General features: G+C 72.1%; 18 protein-coding genes. 9 read left to right on the forward strand and 9 right to left on the reverse strand.

Going from position 1 to position 16,964, the window contains the following annotated elements; genetic code table 11:
• Positions 1-44 precede the first annotated feature (44 nt).
• Positions 45-551, reverse strand: a complete 507-nt coding sequence (locus AB0I91_RS11515; protein WP_499636615.1) for a GlcG/HbpS family heme-binding protein — start codon at positions 549-551, stop codon at positions 45-47.
• A 139-nt stretch (positions 552-690) separates the two neighbouring features.
• Between AB0I91_RS11515 and AB0I91_RS11520 the strand changes: the two genes are divergently transcribed.
• Together AB0I91_RS11520 and AB0I91_RS11525 are read left to right on the forward strand one after the other, a co-directional pair.
• Positions 691-1,656, forward strand: coding sequence for a sensor histidine kinase (locus tag AB0I91_RS11520; RefSeq protein ID WP_499636617.1), 966 nt, complete (start codon positions 691-693; stop codon positions 1,654-1,656).
• 5 nt (positions 1,657-1,661) lie between these two features.
• The gene (locus AB0I91_RS11525; RefSeq protein ID WP_498776133.1) at positions 1,662-2,282 is read left to right on the forward strand and encodes a response regulator; all 621 of its coding nucleotides are present in this window, start codon (positions 1,662-1,664) and stop codon (positions 2,280-2,282) included.
• Here AB0I91_RS11525 and AB0I91_RS11530 read toward each other — a convergent pair.
• The 3 genes from AB0I91_RS11530 to pafA form a co-directional block, all read right to left on the reverse strand.
• Positions 2,269-3,144, reverse strand: coding sequence for an SRPBCC family protein (locus tag AB0I91_RS11530; RefSeq protein ID WP_499636619.1), 876 nt, complete (start codon positions 3,142-3,144; stop codon positions 2,269-2,271). The genes AB0I91_RS11525 and AB0I91_RS11530 overlap by 14 nt on opposite strands.
• Entirely contained in the window at positions 3,137-3,697 is a 561-nt protein-coding gene (locus AB0I91_RS11535) for an ArsR/SmtB family transcription factor (RefSeq protein WP_498775870.1), read from the reverse strand. Before AB0I91_RS11535 ends, AB0I91_RS11530 begins: the two co-directional genes overlap by 8 nt.
• A gap of 99 nt (positions 3,698-3,796) precedes the next feature.
• Complete coding sequence (gene pafA / locus AB0I91_RS11540; RefSeq protein WP_053716655.1) at positions 3,797-5,155, reverse strand: Pup--protein ligase; 1,359 nt, start codon at positions 5,153-5,155, stop codon at positions 3,797-3,799.
• Between the two features lie 80 nt (positions 5,156-5,235).
• Between pafA and AB0I91_RS11545 the strand changes: the two genes are divergently transcribed.
• The 6 genes from AB0I91_RS11545 (at position 5,236) to AB0I91_RS11570 (ending at position 12,281) form a co-directional block, all read left to right on the forward strand.
• Positions 5,236-6,669 (forward strand): bifunctional phosphatase PAP2/diacylglycerol kinase family protein, encoded by a 1,434-nt coding sequence (locus AB0I91_RS11545; RefSeq protein ID WP_498775867.1) that lies wholly within the window; start codon positions 5,236-5,238, stop codon positions 6,667-6,669.
• Positions 6,670-6,707: 38 nt separating this feature from the next.
• A complete protein-coding gene (locus AB0I91_RS11550) occupies positions 6,708-7,604 on the forward strand; it encodes a bifunctional helix-turn-helix transcriptional regulator/GNAT family N-acetyltransferase (protein WP_498775865.1) in 897 nt (298 codons plus the stop codon).
• 57 nt (positions 7,605-7,661) lie between these two features.
• On the forward strand, positions 7,662-8,429 hold the full coding sequence (locus AB0I91_RS11555; RefSeq protein WP_499636621.1) for an IclR family transcriptional regulator: 768 nt from the start codon (positions 7,662-7,664) through the stop codon (positions 8,427-8,429).
• Between the two features lie 103 nt (positions 8,430-8,532).
• Positions 8,533-9,243, forward strand: coding sequence for an MIP/aquaporin family protein (locus AB0I91_RS11560; protein WP_498775861.1), 711 nt, complete (start codon positions 8,533-8,535; stop codon positions 9,241-9,243).
• A gap of 13 nt (positions 9,244-9,256) precedes the next feature.
• Positions 9,257-10,747 carry a glycerol kinase GlpK gene (gene glpK, locus AB0I91_RS11565; protein ID WP_498775859.1) on the forward strand — a complete coding sequence of 497 codons (1,491 nt, stop codon included), beginning with the start codon at positions 9,257-9,259 and terminating at the stop codon, positions 10,745-10,747.
• The gene (locus AB0I91_RS11570; RefSeq protein ID WP_499636623.1) at positions 10,740-12,281 is read left to right on the forward strand and encodes a glycerol-3-phosphate dehydrogenase/oxidase; all 1,542 of its coding nucleotides are present in this window, start codon (positions 10,740-10,742) and stop codon (positions 12,279-12,281) included. Before glpK ends, AB0I91_RS11570 begins: the two co-directional genes overlap by 8 nt.
• 54 nt (positions 12,282-12,335) lie before the next feature.
• Here the strand turns inward: AB0I91_RS11570 and AB0I91_RS11575 are convergent, their stop codons facing one another.
• Positions 12,336-12,593, reverse strand: coding sequence for a hypothetical protein (locus tag AB0I91_RS11575; RefSeq protein ID WP_499636625.1), 258 nt, complete (start codon positions 12,591-12,593; stop codon positions 12,336-12,338).
• 529 nt (positions 12,594-13,122) lie between these two features.
• Here AB0I91_RS11575 and AB0I91_RS11580 point away from each other — a divergent pair.
• Positions 13,123-13,368, forward strand: coding sequence for a hypothetical protein (locus AB0I91_RS11580; RefSeq protein ID WP_498775853.1), 246 nt, complete (start codon positions 13,123-13,125; stop codon positions 13,366-13,368).
• A gap of 55 nt (positions 13,369-13,423) precedes the next feature.
• On the opposite strand, the gene prcA is transcribed toward AB0I91_RS11580, so the two are convergent.
• The 4 genes from prcA to dop form a co-directional block, all read right to left on the reverse strand.
• Positions 13,424-14,236 (reverse strand): proteasome subunit alpha, encoded by an 813-nt coding sequence (gene prcA / locus AB0I91_RS11585; protein ID WP_498775851.1) that lies wholly within the window; start codon positions 14,234-14,236, stop codon positions 13,424-13,426.
• Positions 14,237-14,291: 55 nt separating this feature from the next.
• Complete coding sequence (prcB, locus tag AB0I91_RS11590; RefSeq protein ID WP_499612962.1) at positions 14,292-15,140, reverse strand: proteasome subunit beta; 849 nt, start codon at positions 15,138-15,140, stop codon at positions 14,292-14,294.
• A 34-nt stretch (positions 15,141-15,174) separates the two neighbouring features.
• Positions 15,175-15,369, reverse strand: a complete 195-nt coding sequence (locus AB0I91_RS11595) for a ubiquitin-like protein Pup (RefSeq protein ID WP_053716644.1) — start codon at positions 15,367-15,369, stop codon at positions 15,175-15,177.
• A gap of 84 nt (positions 15,370-15,453) precedes the next feature.
• The gene (dop, locus tag AB0I91_RS11600) at positions 15,454-16,947 is read right to left on the reverse strand and encodes a depupylase/deamidase Dop (protein WP_499636627.1); all 1,494 of its coding nucleotides are present in this window, start codon (positions 16,945-16,947) and stop codon (positions 15,454-15,456) included.
• Positions 16,948-16,964 lie beyond the last annotated feature (17 nt).

Below are 16,964 nucleotides of genomic sequence, written 5' to 3' on the forward strand. Positions count from 1 at the left end.
GCCCCGTCCGCGCAGGTCACGGCCGCGGGCCGGTCAGCCGCCGGTCAGCCGCCGATCGCCGCGAGGCCCGCGCGGGCGAAGCGCTCGTCGAGGTCGCCGCTGGGGGCGCCGCCGACGCCGATGCCCGCGACGGGCGCGCCGTCGGACACCACCGGCACCCCGCCGGCCAGGAACAGCGTGCCGGGGATGTCGCGCAACGTCGCGCCGTCGCCGGTCACCCGGCCCGCGAGCGCCGACGTCGGCGCGTTGAACGACACCGACGTGAACGCCTTCCGGCGGGCCGACTCCTCGCTCTGCGGCCCGGCGCCGTCGCCGTGCAGGAGCACGACCAGGTCGCCGCCCCGGTCGACGACGGCGACCGTGACCCGCTGGCCCTCCTTCTCCGCAGCGTCCAACGCCGCCTGCGCCGCCTGGACGGCCGCGTCGACCGTGATGGTCGTCGTGGTCCGCACCGCGACGCCGCTGCGCCCGTGCTGCTGGTCGGCCACCGCGTACCCGCCGGCTCCCGCCACGGACAACGCCACCAGCACCGCGATCGTGGTCTTGCGCATCGCCACACCCTCCTCGTCCGGTTTCGTGCCGGTTCCGAGCCTGGCCGCGCCCGACCGCCCCGACCTGGTGGTTCCGGTCGACACCCGTTCAACCCATCGGTTGACCCCGCGGGCCGGAACCTGGCCTAGGGTCGGCCCCGTGTGGCTGCACCGGGCGATGCACGCGGGCTTCTACGTGCTGCTGACGGCGTCGGCGGCGCGGTACCTCGCGTACCACGGCGTCGCGCCCGTCGTGCTGCTCACCGCCGCCGTGCTGGGCGCGGCCTACCCGTTCGGGGTGCGGTGGACCGGCGCGCTGCCCGCCGTGCTCGCGCTGTGGTTGGCGCTGGTGTGGTTGGCGCCGAGCTTCGGCTGGTGCGCGATCCCCCTGTTCTTCCAGTGCCTGCGGCAGCTGCGGCCGCGGGTGGCCGTGCCGCTGGCCGGCGTGCTCACCGCCGCGGTGGTGCTCGCGCAGGTGCGGCTGGCCGAGACGGTCGAGCCGAGCCTGGTGCTCGGCCCGGTCGGCGTCGCGGTGATCACCGCGGCCGTGTTCTTCGACCGCCGCCGGCTGCTGCACCAGGCCGGTGCGCTGCGGGAACGGCAGCGGCTGGCCCGGGAGATCCACGACACGCTGGCGCAGGGCCTGTCCAGCATCACGCTGCTCCTCGAGCTCGGCGACACCGACCGCGCCCGCGAGGTGGCCAAGGAGAACCTCGCCGAGGCGCGCCGGTTCGTCCGCGACCTCTCGCCGTTGAGCGGCCGCACGCTGACCGACGCGCTGCGCGCCCTGTGCGACCGGGTCGAGGTGGAGGGCGAGCCGTACCCGCTGCCGGTGCCGGTGGAGGTGGCGTTGCTGCGGGTCGCGCAGGGCGCGCTGGCGAACGTCCGGGAGCACGCCGACGCCACCACCGCCGTCCTGACGCTGACGTACCTGGGCGACGCGGTGACGCTCGACGTGCGCGACGACGGCCGCGGGTTCGACCCGGCCGCGGTCCGCCCGGAACCGGGCCGGGGCTACGGGCTGGACGCGATCCGCGACCGGGTCGCCGAGCTCGGCGGCACGATGACGGTGGAGAGCGCGCCGGGCGAGGGCACGGCGCTGGCAGTGAGCGTGCCGACGCCGTGACCGGCCTGTTGCGGGTGCTGGTGGTGGACGACCACCCGGTGGTCCGGTTCGGCCTGGCCGGGCTGCTGGCCCGCGACTTCGAGGTGGTCGCCGAGGCCGCCACGGGCGAGGACGCGGTCCGCCTCGCCGCGACCAGGGGCGTGGACGTGGTGCTGATGGACCTGCGGCTCGGCGCGGGCATCGACGGCGTGGAGGCCACCCGGCGGCTGCGCGCCCTGCCCGACCCGCCGCAGGTCGTGGTGCTGACCACGTACGACTCGGACGCGGACGTGGTGCGCGCGGTCGAGGCGGGCGCGACCGGCTACCTGCTCAAGGACTGCCCGCCCGACGAGCTGGCCGCCGCGGTCCGCCAGGCCTCCGCGGGCCGCACCGTGCTGTCCCCCGACATCGCCCGCCGCCTGCTGCGGCCGGCGACCACCCCCGCCGTGACCAAGCGCGAGGTGCAGATCCTCGACCACCTCGCCCGCGGCCTGTCGAACCGCGAGATCGCCAAGGCGCTGTTCATCAGCGAGGCGACGGTGAAGACGCACCTGGTGCGGATCTTCGACAAGCTGGGCGTGGACACCCGGACGGCGGCCGTGCGGACCGCCGTCGAGCTGAAGCTGATCCGCCTCAGCTCTCCGTGAGCATGCCCTCGGGCAGGCCGGGCACCTCCGGCCGCAGCCAGATCGGCCGCCAGTCGGGCAGCTCGTGGAACCGGCGCAGCTCCGCCACGCCCGACAGCCAGCCCGCCCACGCGCCGTACGGCGGCAGGTCGGTGTCGAACCCGCTCTGCACGAACGTCAGCCGGGTGCCGCCGTCGGACTCGGCCAGCTCCCAGGTCGACACCATGCCGCCCCAGTCGATGCCCATCCGCCTGCCGGGCTCGAAGTCGACCACCTTCGCGGGCTGCGGGTTCTGGTCGAACCCGCCCATGGCGACCCGGCCGCCCACCCACGCCTCGATGTCGATCTTCGCGCCGAACCACCGGGTGTACTGCCCGGCGTCGACCAGCGAGTGGGCCACCGCGTCGACCGGCGCGCCGATGAGCACCTCGCCGCGCATCTCGGTGGTGGCGAAGTCCACCTTCGGCGTCAGCGGGCGGCCTTCGACGTGGTCGACCAGGTTGGCCAGCGACAGGCACCAGTAGGTGTAGAGGTAGCCGAGCACGCTGGTCTCCACGACGGCCACGTCCCAGCCCGGGAAGTGGCTCTGCGACAGCGTGACCACGGTGTCGCCGCCCTCCTCGGCCCACCCGATCTCGACGGTGGTGTCCTCGCCGCCGACCCTCCAGTCGAAGCGCAGCGAGTCCTCGCCCACGTGCCGCAGCGTCTGGTGCGGCGCGTCGCCCTCGGGGGTGGTGCGGCCCCAGAACTCGAACCGGTCGGGCAGCTCCACGGCCGCGTGCTCGGCCAGCCACGTGCCCAGCTCCCCGGCGTCGGTCACGGCCCGTCGCACCCGGTCGACGGGCGCGGTGGTGCGGGCGCGAAGGACCACGGTCTCACTCATCGGTCTCCTCCTCCTTCGGGTAGCACGCCACGGCCAGCCGGAAGGCGTCGCCCTCCGCGCCGCCGTAGCGGGCGAACAGGTCCTGCAAGGTCGTCTTCAGGTCGTCGAAGAACTGCTGCCGCTGCTCGGGCCGCACCCGGATCTCGCCCGAGACGCCGAGCGACGGCAGCTCGGGCCGGGTCCGGTCGAGGCCCGCGATGTCCGCCTGGACCCGTTCCACGAGGTCCAGCAGGTACCCCAGGCTCAGCTCGTCCTGCGCCCGGCGCAGCCCGAGCCGGCCGACCAGGCCCGGCGACAGCCAGTACGAGCGCGCGCTCGCCTGGTACACGCCTTCGTTGATGCCGCGCACGCGCCGCTCGTTCACCTGCGTCACGAGACCGGCTTCGACCAGGCGTTTCACGTGGTAGTAGACCCGCTGCGGGGTCTGGTCGAGCGCGGCGGCCACCTCGGTGCACGACCGCGGCTCGGCCAGTTGCCGCAGCACCTCGATGCGCTGCGGCTTGAGCAGTGCCTCGGCCTGCTCGATCTGCTCCAGGTACAGGACGTCTCTCATCGCAAAAATCATGTTGTACGTAAAAATCTGTTTTGTCAATAGGGCCGAGAGAGACCCCGGGCCACGCGGCCCGGGGTCGTCCCGTCGTGCCCCGCCCGGCTAGAGCGAGGAGATCAGCCGTTCCACGCGCTCGTCCACGGCGCGGAACGGGTCCTTGCACAGCACGGTGCGCTGCGCCTGGTCGTTGAGCTTCAGGTGCACCCAGTCGACGGTGAAGTCGCGGCCCGCGGCCTGCGCGGCGGCGATGAAGTCACCGCGCAGCTTGGCCCGCGTGGTCTGCGGCGGGGTGTCCTTGGCGGCCTCGATCTCGCCGTCGTCGGTCACCCGCTCCACCTGGTCCTTGCGCTGGAGCAGGTCGAAGATGCCCCGGCCGCGCCGGATGTCGTGGTAGGCGAGGTCGAGCTGGGCGATGCGCGGGTTGGACAGGTCCATGTCGTGCTTGGCCTGGTAGCGCTCCATCAGCCGGTACTTGATGGCCCAGTCGATCTCGCGGTCGATCTTGGACAGGTCCTCCGACGCGACCGCGTCCAACGTGCGGCCCCACAGCTCCAGCACCCGTTCGGCCATGGGGTCCGGCGCGCGCTTGGCCACGTGCTCCACCGCGCGCTCGTAGTACTCGCGCTGGATGTCCAGCGCCGAGGCCTCCTTGCCGCCCGCCAGCCGCACGGTGCGCCTGCCGGTCAGGTCGTGGCTGATCTCGCGGATCGCACGGATCGGGTTGTCCAGGCTGAAGTCGCGGAACTGGACGCCCTGCTCGATCATCTCGAGCACCAGGTTCGCGCTGCCCACCTTGAGCAGCGTGGTCACCTCGGACATGTTCGAGTCGCCCACGATGACGTGGAGCCTGCGGTAGCGCTCGGCGTCGGCGTGCGGCTCGTCGCGGGTGTTGATGATCGGGCGGGACCGGGTGGTGGCGCTGGACACGCCCTCCCAGATGTGCTCGGCCCGCTGCGAGAGGCAGTAGACCGCTCCGCGCGGCGTCTGGAGCACCTTGCCCGCGCCGCAGATGAGCTGCCTCGTCACCAGGAACGGCAGCAGGACGTCGGCGATGCGGGAGAACTCCCCCGCCCGCGCGACCAGGTAGTTCTCGTGGCAACCGTAGGAGTTGCCCGCGGAGTCGGTGTTGTTCTTGAACAGGAAGATGTCTCCCCCGATGCCCTCGTCGGCGAGCCTGCGCTCGGCGTCGACGAGCAGGTCCTCGAGGATGCGCTCACCAGCCTTGTCATGCGTGACGAGCTGGGCGAGGTCGTCGCATTCCGCCGTCGCGTACTCGGGGTGCGAGCCCACGTCCAGGTAGAGCCGAGAGCCGTTGCGCAGGAAGACGTTCGACGAGCGTCCCCACGAGACGACCCGGCGGAACAGATAACGCGCGACCTCATCCGGGGACAGCCTGCGCTGCCCGTGGAAGGTGCAGGTCACCCCGAACTCAGTCTCAATGCCGAAGATCCGCCGCTGCATCCCTCAACAGTAGGCGCATTCGGAGCTTTCCTCAGTGATCCAATCGGGCGTCGCGCCGATTTCGCGGATAACGTTCTTGTGTGCTCCGACGAGTGAACCGCCTGGACCTGGCCCTGATGAGCCGAACCGGGGAGCTGCGCGCCTCGCCCGTCGACGAGGGCATGAAGCGGTTGTCGCGCGCCGCCAACCACAGCGTGTTGTGGCTCGCCGTCGCGGGCGTGCTGGCGGTGCGCAAAGGGGTGACGCGGCGCGCGGGGTTGCGCGGGGTGGCCGCGATCGGCGGCGCGAGCTTCTCCGCGAGCCTGGTCGCGAAACGCCTGTTCCCGCGCCGCCGGCCCGCCGCCGACCTGCTCCACGTGCCCCGGCGGCTGACGAGGCGTCCCACGTCGTCGTCGTTCCCGTCCGGGCACGCGGCGTCGGCGGCGGCGTTCACCACGGCGGTGGCGATGGAGTCGCCCGCGCTGGGGGCGGCGATCGCGCCGGTCGCGGCGGCGGTGGCCTACTCGCGGGTGCACACCGGCGTGCACTGGCCGTCCGACGTGGCCGCAGGCGCCGCGATCGGGGTCGGCGCGGCCCTGCTGACCAGGCGTTGGTGGCCGTTGGGGCGGACCGAGCCCGCGTCGGCGCGCGAGCACCGGGCGTTGGCGGCCCTGGTCGACGGCGAAGGTCTCGCGGTCGTGGTGAACCCGAGCGCGGGCCTGGTCGGGGGCGATCCGACGGACGAGATCCTCCGCGAATGGCCGAAAGCCACGATCGTGGGAATCGAGGATCTCGACACGGTGATCGCCGATCACGCTCCGCAGGCACTGGGGGTGGCGGGCGGTGACGGGTCGGTGGCCGCGGTCGCCGCGCTGGCCGCGGCGCACCGGCTGCCGCTGGTCCTGGTGCCGTCCGGGACGTTGAACCACTTCGCTCGTGACGTGGGCGTGCAGGGGCTGGACGACAGCGCGCGGGCGGTCACCGACGGCGACGGCGCGCTGGTGGACCTCGCGGCGGTGTCCGTCGACGGCGCCGGGCCGCGCTGGTTCGTCAACACCGCGAGCCTCGGCGGCTACCCCGACATGGTGCGGCTGCGGGAGAAGTTGCAGGGCAGGTGGGGCAAGTGGCCGGCGGCGGCGATCGCGCTGGCCCGGGTGCTGCGCACGTCGCGGCCGCTGCGGGTGGAGCTGAACGGCGAGCGGCGGCTGGTGTGGATGCTGTTCGTCGGCAACGGCCCGTACCGGCCGAAGGGCTTCGCGCCGACGATGCGGCCCGCCCTGGACGCGGGGCTGATGGACGTCCGGTACATCCGCGCCGACACCCGGTTCTCCCGGGCGCGGTTCTTCCTCGGCGCGCTGCTCGGCTCCCTGCACCGCAGCCGGACCTACGGTCACCTGGAGACGCGGTGGCTGGACGTGCGGCTGCTCGACGGCGCGGTGGCGATCGCGACGGACGGCGAGGTCGGCCCCACGGGCTCGACGTTCGAGTTCCGGTCCCGGCCCGCGGCCCTGGCCGTCTACCGACCACAGGGATAAGGTTGACTCCGTCAACGTTTCTGTTGAGGGAGTCAACGATGACGGTCGCGGACGTCCGCGCGTTCAACCGCTTCTACACCGGCGTGATCGGTGTGCTCGACCGCGGCTACCTGGCCTCGCCGTACTCGCTGACCGAGGTGCGGGTGCTGTTCGAGCTGGCCGCGGGCCCCCGCGAGGCGGCCGACCTCCGCGCGGCGCTGTCGCTGGACGCGGGCTACCTCAGCCGCATCCTGACCCGCTTCGACCGGGACGGCCTGGTGACCCGCACGGTGTCCGAGCGCGACTCGCGCCGCCACGTCGTCGCGCTCACCCCGCACGGCGAGTCCGTGTTCGCCGACCTGAACGCCCGGTCCGACGCCGAGATCGGCGCGCTGCTGGACCGGGTGCCGCCGGCGGACCGGGTCGAGCTGGTGGCCTCGATGCGGAAGGTCGAACGCCTGCTCACCGGCACGCCCCGGTCGTACCTGCTGCGGCCGTTGCGCCCGGGCGACCTCGGGTGGGTGGTCAACCGGCACGGGGTGCGGTACGCGGAGGAGTGCGGTTTCGACCAGACCTTCGAGGCGCTGGTGGCACGGGTCGCGGGCGAGTACGGGGCGCGCCACTGCCCCGACCACGAGGCGGCGTGGATCGCCGAGGTCGACGGCGAACCGGTCGGCTCGATCTTCTGCATGCGGGTCGACGACCGCACCGCCAAGCTCCGCCTGCTGCTCGTCGAACCCGCCGCACGGGGCCTGGGCATCGGCGCGCGACTGGTCGACGAGTGCCTCCGCTTCGCCCGCCGGGCCGGGTACGAGCGGATGGAGCTGTGGACCGTGGCGGGCCTGGCGGCGTCGCGGCACCTCTACGAGAAGGTCGGCTTCACCCTCGACGAGAGCACGCCGGAACGCCTGTTCGGGCGGGACGTGGAGGCGCAGACCTGGTCGCTGCACCTGTGACGCGCCGCGATTCCAGCAGTTCGACATGGTCGAACGGTGAAGCGCTAGAGTGATCGCGTGCCCGGTCCCATCCAGTCCATCGAACGGGCAGCCGCGGTGCTGCGGCTGCTGGCCAGCGGTGCGCGGCGGATGGGGGTGGCGGAACTCGCCCGAGCCCTCGACCTGCCCAAACCGACCGTGCACGGCATCCTCCGCACGTTGCAGCTGGTCGGGTTCGTCGAGCAGTCGCCGGACACGGGCAAGTACCAGCTCGGCGCGGCGCTGTTCCACATCGGCAGCAGCTACCTCGACGGCAACGAGCTGCGCACCCGCGCGCTGAACTGGTCGGACTCGCTGGCCTCGCGCAGCATGGAGAGCGTCCGCATCGGCACCCTGCACGAGAACCAGGTCCTGGTCGTGCACCACGTCTTCCGGCCGGACAACTCCCGCCAGGTCCTCGAAGTCGGCGCGCTGCTCCCCTCGCACGCCAGCGCGTTGGGCAAGGTCCTGCTCGCCGACGACCCGGTCGGCCTCGGCCTCGCCGACGACGAGCCGCTCAAGGCCTACACCGCCGCCACGATCACCGACCTCGACCGGCTCGGCGACGCGTTGGAGCAGGTCAGGCAGCGCGGCTGGGCGTCGGAGGTCGAGGAGCTGGTCGAGGGCGAGGTGTCGCTGGCCGCGCCGATCCGGGACCGGCGGCTGGTGACGGTGGGCGCGGTCGGGATCTCCGGGCCCGTCGAGCGCCTGTGCGACGAGAAGAAGCAGCCGCGCACGGACCTCGTGTCCTACGTGCGCGAGGCCGCGCGGTCCATCTCGCGCGAGCTCGGCGCCATCCCCTGGTGACGAGGGCGTTCCGGAAGGGTTGACATCTTGTGAGCGTCGGCACAGGATTCACGCGCACCGTACGACATTGTCGAACGGCATTCAGGCCAGAGAGGGCGCGTGGATGACCAACCAGTCGATCTTCATCGGTGAGTTCCTGGGCACCGCACTGCTGTTGCTGCTCGGCAACGGCGTCGTCGCGGGCGTGGTGCTGGCGAAGTCCAAGTCGAACGGCGCGGGCTGGGTGGTGATCACGTTCGGCTGGGGCTTCGCGGTCCTCGCGGGCGCCTACGCGGTCGCGCCGCTGTCCGGCGCGCACCTCAACCCGGCCGTCACCGTCGGCCTGGCCATCCACAACGGCGAGTGGAGCACCGTCCCGCTCTACCTGCTCGCCCAGCTCCTCGGCGCGTTCACCGGCGCCGTCCTGTGCTACCTCGCCTACCTCGGCCAGTTCCGCGCCAACACCGGCGACGTGCTCGGCGTCTTCGCCACCGGCCCCGAGGTCCGCCACCGCGCGCAGAACCTGACCACCGAGGTCATCGCCACGTTCGTGCTGGTGTTCGTCATCCTGGCGACCGGCCAGACCAAGGGCCTGGAGACCTCCGGCACCGGCGTGCTGATCGTCGCCCTGCTGGTCGTCGGCATCGGCATGTCCCTCGGCGGGCCCACCGGCTACGCCATCAACCCCGCGCGCGACCTGGGCCCCCGCCTCGCGCACGCCGTCCTGCCGATCCCCGGAAAGGGTGGATCGGACTGGGGATACGCCTGGATCCCCGTCGTCGGTCCCCTGATCGGCGGAGCATTGGCCGGGCTCGTCGACATCGCCGTCTACTGAGGAGCGTCCCACCGTGAGCACCTACATCGCCGCCATCGACCAGGGCACGACCTCCTCACGCTGCATCGTCTTCGACCACGGCGGCGCGATCGTGTCCGTGGCGCAGAAGGAGCACCGGCAGATCTTCCCCAAGCCCGGCTGGGTCGAGCACGACGCCGAGGAGATCTGGGCCAACGTGCTCGACGTCGTGCACGGCGCGCTGCAGAAGGCCTCGCTGACCGTGCACGACCTGGCCGCCGTCGGCATCACCAACCAGCGCGAGACCACGCTGGTGTGGGACAAGGCCACCGGCAAGCCCGTGCACAACGCGATCGTCTGGCAGGACACCCGCACCGACCAGCTGGTCAAGGAGCTCGGCGAGCAGGACCGGTTCCGCGAGAAGTGCGGGCTGCCGCTGGCCACCTACTTCTCCGGGCCCAAGGTCCGCTGGCTGCTCGACCACGTCGACGGCCTGCGCGCCCGCGCCGAGGCGGGCGAGGTGCTGTTCGGCACCATGGACACCTGGCTGATCTGGAAGCTCACCGGCCGCCACGTCACCGACGTCACCAACGCCAGCCGCACCATGCTGATGAACCTGGAGACGCTGGACTGGGACGACGAGCTGGTCGACGCGATCGGCGTGCCCAAGGCGATGCTGCCGGAGATCCGCTCGTCCGCGGAGGTCTACGGCACCGCGACCGGCACGCTGGAAGGCGTCCCGGTGGCCTCCGCGCTCGGCGACCAGCAGGCGGCGCTGTTCGGCCAGACCTGCTACTCGCCCGGCGAGGGCAAGTGCACGTACGGCACCGGCAGCTTCCTGCTGGTCAACACCGGCGACAAGCCTGTCGTGTCGGAGAACGGCCTGCTGACCACGGTCGGCTACAAGATCGGCGACCAGCCGGCCGCGTACGCGCTGGAGGGCGCGATCGCGGTCACCGGCGCGTTGGTGCAGTGGTTCCGGGACAAGATGGGGCTGATCTCCAGCGCGCCCGAGATCGAGACGCTCGCGCGGTCGGTGCAGGACAACGGCGGCGCGTACTTCGTGCCCGCGTTCTCCGGCCTGTTCGCGCCGCACTGGCGGTCCGACGCGCGCGGCATCATCGCGGGCCTCACCGGCTACATCGACAAGGGCCACATCGCCCGCGCGGTGCTGGAGGCCACCGCCTGGCAGACCCGCGAGGTCGTGGACGCGATGAACGCCGACTCCGGCGTGGAACTGGTCGCGTTGAAGGTCGACGGCGGCATGACGGCCAACAACCTGCTCATGGGCTTCCTGTCCGACGTGCTGGACGTGCCCGTGGTGCGGCCGATCGTCGCCGAGACCACGTGCCTGGGCGCGGCCTACGCGGCAGGCCTCGCGGTCGGCTACTGGTCGGACACCGAGAGCCTGCGCGAGAACTGGCACAAGGCCGCCGAGTGGCTGCCCGGCATGGACGCGAAGACCCGCGACAAGGGCTACCGCAAGTGGAAGAAGGCGGTCGAGCGGACCGTCGGCTGGATTGACGAGGACGACAACGATGAGTGAGCAACGGGCCAAGGCGCGCGAGGCGCTGGGACACGGCGCCTTCGACCTGGTCGTGATCGGCGGCGGCGCGCTGGGCATCGCCACCACGTGGGCGGCGGCCCGGTCGGGCCTGCGGGTGGCGCTGGTGGAGGCGGGCGACTTCGCGGGCGCCACGTCCAGCGCGTCGTCCAAGCTCGTGCACGGCGGCCTGCGGTACCTCGCGATGGGTCCGGGCGCGGTGCCGATGGTGCGGGAGAACCACGCCGAGCGGCGCGCGCTGGGCGACCACCTGGCGCCGCACCTGGTCCGGCCGCTGCCGTTCCTGGTGCCGGTGTACCGGGGCGGGCCGCACTCGCGGTCGGTGCTCGGCGCGGGCGTGGTGCTGTACTCGGCGCTGTCCGGGTTCGGCGACGGCGTCGGCAAGGTGCTGTCGGCGCGGCGGGCCGTGGAGCACGTGCCCCACCTGCGGACCGAGGGCCTGCGCGGCGCGGCGCTGTACTACGACCACCAGATGAACGACGCGCGCGTGGCCATCACGGCGGCGCGTGCGGCGGCCGAAGCGGGCGCCGTGCTGCTGAACCACGTCGAGGTGACGGGCCTGCGCAAGCGCGGCGGGCTGGTGACCGGGGTCGAGCTGCGCGACAAGGTGGACGGCGGCGAGTTCGGGCTGGACGCGTCGGTGGTGGTCAACGCGACCGGGCCGTGGCTGGACTCGGTGCGGCGGATGGAGGACGCGGCGGCCGCGCCGAGCATCCGGCTGTCCAAGGGCGCGCACCTCGTGCTGAAGACGGACGAGCCGTGGCGTGCGGCGATGACCATCCCGGTGGACGACGTGCGGGTGTCGTTCGCCATCCCGTGGGAGGGGCAACTCCTGCTGGGCACGACCGACGAGCCGTACGAGGGCGACCCGGCCGACGTGCGGTGCTCGCCCGCCGACGTCGACCAGATCCTCGGTGAGGCGTCGGTCGGCATCGTCGCGTCGGCGTTGGACCGGTCGCGGCTGGCGTACGCGTTCGCCGGGCTCCGGGTGCTGCCCGGCGGGTCCGGCGACACCAGCCACGCCAAGCGGGAGACCGTGATCACCCGCGGTCGTGGCGGGATGATCAGCGTGGCGGGCGGCAAGTGGACCACGTTCCGGCGCATCGGCGCGTCGGTGCTGGCGCGCGTCGGCGAGGCGCTGGGCCGGGACCTGTCGCACGCGTTCGACGGCGTGCCGTCGGCGTTGCCGGGCGCGGCCCTGCCCGACCGGGTGAGCGCGCAGCTGGGCCGCGAGCTGCCGTCGGTGCCGGACGACGTGCTCCGGCACCTGGCCACGCACTACGGCACGGTGAGCCACGAGGTGCTGGCGCTGGCGTCGGACGACCCGTCGTTGCTGGACCGGGTGCACCCGGACGGGCCGGACATCTGGGCGCAGGTGGCGCACGCGCAGCGGTACGAGTGGGCGACCGAGGTGGACGACGTGCTGCGGCGGCGGACCACCGTGGTGGTGCGCGGGCTGGACACGCCGTCGGTGCGCGAGCGCACGGGGCGGTTGCTGGCCAAGGCCATCGCGTAGGCCGACCACGCCCGACCACGCGAAAGGGGCACTCTCCCGAGTGCCCCTTTCGCGTCAGCTCCGCCGTCCGATCCCTCTGCCGGACCCGGACGCCCGTCGCGCGATCAACGCGATCAGCCCGAGCAGGCCGATCTGACCGACGACCAAGCCGACGGTCGCCCACACCGGGAAGTCCACCGGGACCGCCCGGAGCGTGGCCACGGGGCCGACCACGGCCCCGACCATCACCATCGCGAGGACTGCGGCGGTGAGCAGTCGGGGAGCCTGGCTGGAGGGCACGGCCACTTCCACCCTGAGTCCCGACTTCTCCACGCGCACCCGCGCTTCGCGACTGGGTTCACCCCAGCCCTCTTCCGTGCCGGACCCGGACAATGCCCGATCCGGCGTTGCGGCACTCATGGGTGAAGTGCCCTTTCCTCTCCGGACAGGTACGCCCACTGCGGGCACAGCACGCCGGAGAACCACCTTGGGAGGTATCCGCTGCGCGAGCTCCCCCCGGAACTCCGAACAGCGAGCTGCCTCCCCCTCCTCGTCGCACCCCGTGCGACGAGGATGAAGTCCTCGTGGCTGCCCCGCGTCGGAACGGTGGTCGATTCCGAGGCCGGGCGACCCCTGTCAGGGGCCTTCGCGTGCGCCGAAGCACAAACGAGTCACGAGAACTCCTCTCGCCGGGGCGCGAACGCCCCTCGTGGTCCTGGCCACCCAGTGGTGACATGACCTACAGTACCGCTTCCGCAGCCGTGCGCAACCGGTTCGCCACATTTTCGCCACTGGAAATGTGGTTGATCGCTGCGGCGTCTGCGACAATGGTGGGCAGGGGGCAAGTCGGAGGAAGGTGCACATGTCGTCGGTCGAGCGGGCCACGTCGGACAAGCCCGCCGTCGCGGATCGGGTGAACGTCGCGCTGATCGCGGAGGCGGTCGAGGCGTTGGGCAAGTTGCAGGACCGGACCGGGCTCAAGAAGGTCGACCTGGTCAACCGGGCGTTGCTGATCTACGAGTTCGTCGACTCGGAGCTGCGCGCGGGCAACCAGGTGGTGCTGCGCGACCACGAGGGGCGCGACCAGCTGGTCAAGATCTTCCTGTGAACGCGGCGAAGGCCCCCGACGCGGTGTCGGGGGCCTTCGCCGTCAGTGGCGGAACCTACGGCTTGTCGTCGTTCGGCGGCAGGTTCACGTCCGTCACGGGCTTGCGCTTGGTGCCCTTGGCGGGTGGTTCGGCGGCCTTGGCCTCGTCGGCGGGTGCCGCGTCGTCGCCCGGGAGGAGGGCGGCGAGAGCGGCGCCCGTGATGCGGCGGAACGCGCGACGCGGCCGGGAGCGTTCCAGGACCGCGACCTCCAGCTTGCCGCGGTCGAGGAGGTCGGGCTTGCCGTTGCCGGTGGTGGTGCTGCCGGCGCTGAGCGCCTTCACCGCGGTGCGCACGGCGTCGGCCAGCGGCTGCGCCTCGGTGTAGGCGTCCTTGAGGGCGGTGCCCGTGGCCTCGGCCTGGCCGCCCATCACGACGTACTGCGGCTCTTCCACGATCGAGCCGTCGTAGGTCAGCCGGTACAGCGTGTCCTGCTCGGGGTCGACGCCGACCTCGGCCACGCAGATCTCCACCTCCAGCGGCTTGATCTGCTCGGCGAAGATCGAGCCCAGGGTCTGGGCGTAGACGTTCGCCAGCGAGCGGCCCGTCACGTCGCGCGGGTCGTTCTGGTACCCGCGGATGTCGGCGAACCGGATGCCCGCCTGGCGCAGGTTCTCGAACTCGCTGTAGCGGCCGACCGCGGCGAACGCGATGCGGTCGTAGATCTCGGACACCTTGTGCAGCGTCGCGGACGGGTTCTCCGCCACGAACAGCACGCCGTCGGCGTACCGGAGCACGACGACGCTCCGGCCTCGGGCGATGCCCTTCCGGGCGTACTCCGCGCGATCGCGGAGGATCTGCTCGGGTGAGGCGTACAACGGCATCGTCACTGCTGCGGCTCCCGGGCTCGGCGGATGCGGGTGGGGATGGGGGTCGACACGGCGCTCAGCCCGCCGGCCTGGCCTTGCGGCCCTCGACGACCGACTCGGCCAACGTCGCGGTGTCCGCGTCGGGCAGGTGGGCCGCGCCGTCGGCGGTGATCGTCACGACGACCGGGTAGATCTTGCGGATCACGTCCGGGCCGCCGGTGCCCGAGTCGTCGTCGGCCGCGTCGTACAGCGCCTCGATCGCGGTCCTGGTGGCGGCCTCGGCGTCCGCGTCCGGGTCGTACAGCTTCTTCATCGCCGACTTCGCGAACAGCGAACCGGAGCCGACGGCCTGGTAGCCCTGCGACTCCTCGTACCGCCCGCCGGTCACGTCGTAGGAGATGATGCGGCCCGCGCGGTCCGGGTCCGGCGCGTCGACGTCGAAGCCCGCGAACAGCGGCACGACCGCCAGGCCCGCGAGCGCGGCGTCGAGGTTGCCCTTGATCATCGCGGAGAGCCGGTTCGCCTTGCCGTCCAACGACAGCGAGACGCCCTCGATCTTCTCGTAGTGCCGGAGCTCGACCGCGTAGAGCCGGACGATCTCGACCGCGATGCCCGCCGTGCCCGCGATCCCCACCGCCGAGTGGTCGTCGGTGATGAACACCTTCTTCATGTCGCGCTGGGCGATCACGTTGCCCATCGTGGCGCGCCGGTCGCCCGCGATCACCACGCCGCCCTTGAACGTGAGGGCGACGATGGTCGTGCCGTGCGGGGCCTGCACCGCGCTGCCCTCGGGCAGGGTGCGGCTCGACGGCAGCAGTTCGGGGGCCTGGGCGCGGAGGAAATCGGTGAACGACGACGACCCCGGCCTGAGGTAGGCCGGGGGCAACGACGCGGCCGGGTAGTGCCCGGTCGAGCTGTGGTCCATGTGTGAGTTTCTCTCCTGTCCCGCCGGCGGCTTCTTACTCGCCGCCCTTTTGCACGTACGCGCGGACGAAGTCCTCGGCGTTCTCCTCGAGCACGTCGTCGATCTCGTCGAGGATGGCGTCGACGTCCTCGCCGAGCTTCTCCCGGCGTTCCTGGCCGGCGCCGGCCGCGCCGTCGCCGTTCTCGTCGCCGTCACCGCCGCCTTGGCGCTGAACCTGTTCCTGGGCCATGTCGACCTCCCGGTCTTCGGGTCCTGCGAGTTAAACACTACCCACCAGGTACGACATCCTGCGCCTGCCACTCGGGTTTGTTGATCAGCCCCGGGTGAGCGCCTCCACCAGCTGCTCGGCCGTGTCCGAGGCCTCCAGCAGGGCTCCGACGTGCGCTTTCGTGCCGCGCAGCGGTTCCAGGGTGGGGATCCGGACGAGTGATTCCCGACCGAGGTCGAAGATCACCGAATCCCACGACGCGGCGGCCACCGAGGTGGGGTAGCGCTCCAGGCAGCGACCGCGGAAGTAGGCGCGGGTGTCCTCCGGCGGCGACAGGATGGCCGCCCGCACCTCCTCCTCGCTGACCAGGCGTTTCATCGAGCCGCGGGCCACCAGCCGGTTGTACAGGCCCTTGTCCAGCCGCACGTCGGAGTACTGCAGGTCGACCAGCGACAGCCGGGGCGAGCCCCAGGCCAGGCCGTCCCGGGCGCGATAGCCTTCGAGCAACCGCAGCTTCGCCACCCAGTCGAGGCGGTCGGCGCACTCCTGCGGGTCGCGGGCCAGCGCGTCGAGCACCTCGCCCCACACGCGCAGCACGTCCCGGTCGCCGTAGCCCTCCTGCTCGACGAACGCGGCGGCGCGCTCGTAGTAGGCGAACTGCAGGTCCAACCCGGTGAACTTGCGCCCGCTCGCCAGCTCGACCTTCACCTTGAGGGTCGGGTCGTGGCTGATCTGGTGCACCGCCCGGACCGGCTCCTGCAACCGCAGGTCGTCGAACCGGAGGCCGGCCTCGATCATGTCGAGCACGAGCGACGTGGAGCCGCACTTGATGTAGGTGGAGTACTCGGCGAGGTTCGCGTCGCCGATGATGACGTGCAGCCGGCGGTACTTGTCCGCGTCGGCGTGCGGCTCGTCGCGGGTGTTGATGATGCCGCGCTTGAGCGTGGTCTCCAGGCCGACCTCGACCTCGATGTAGTCGGAGCGCTGGGACAGCTGGTAGCCCGCCTCCTCGCCCGCCGCGCCGATGCCGACGCGGCCGGAGCCGACCACGACCTGGCGGGACGCGAAGAACGGCGTGAGCCCGGCGATCACCGCGGTGAACGGCGTGCTGCGCTGCATCAGGTAGTTCTCGTGGGTGCCGTAGCTGGCGCCCTTGCCGTCCACGTTGTTCTTGTAGAGCTGCAACCGGGGCTGGCCGGGGACGGTGGCCGCGCGCATCGCGGCCTCCTCCATCACCCGCTCCCCCGCCTTGTCCCAGATCACCGCGTCGCGCGCGTTGGTGACCTCGGGCGCGGAGTACTCCGGGTGCGCGTGGTCGACGTAGAGGCGCGCGCCGTTGGTGAGGATCACGTTGGCCGCGCCCAGGTCCTCGACGTCGCTGTCGCCGGGGTGGCCGCCGGGCGTGCCGAGGTCGAAGCCGCGCGCGTCGCGCAGCGGCGATTCGACCTCGTAGTCCCAGCGCGCCCGGCGCGCCCGCGGTATGTCGGCGGCCGCCGCGTAGGCCAGCACGACCTGTGTCGAGGTGAGCACCGGGTTCGCCGTCGCGTCACCCGGCACCGAGATGCCGTACTCGACTTCGGTTCCCATGATCCGCCGCATGTACGCAGACTACGACG

It is taken from the genome of Actinosynnema sp. NPDC049800, from assembly GCF_040656635.1.
GTDB lineage: Bacteria > Actinomycetota > Actinomycetes > Mycobacteriales > Pseudonocardiaceae > Actinosynnema.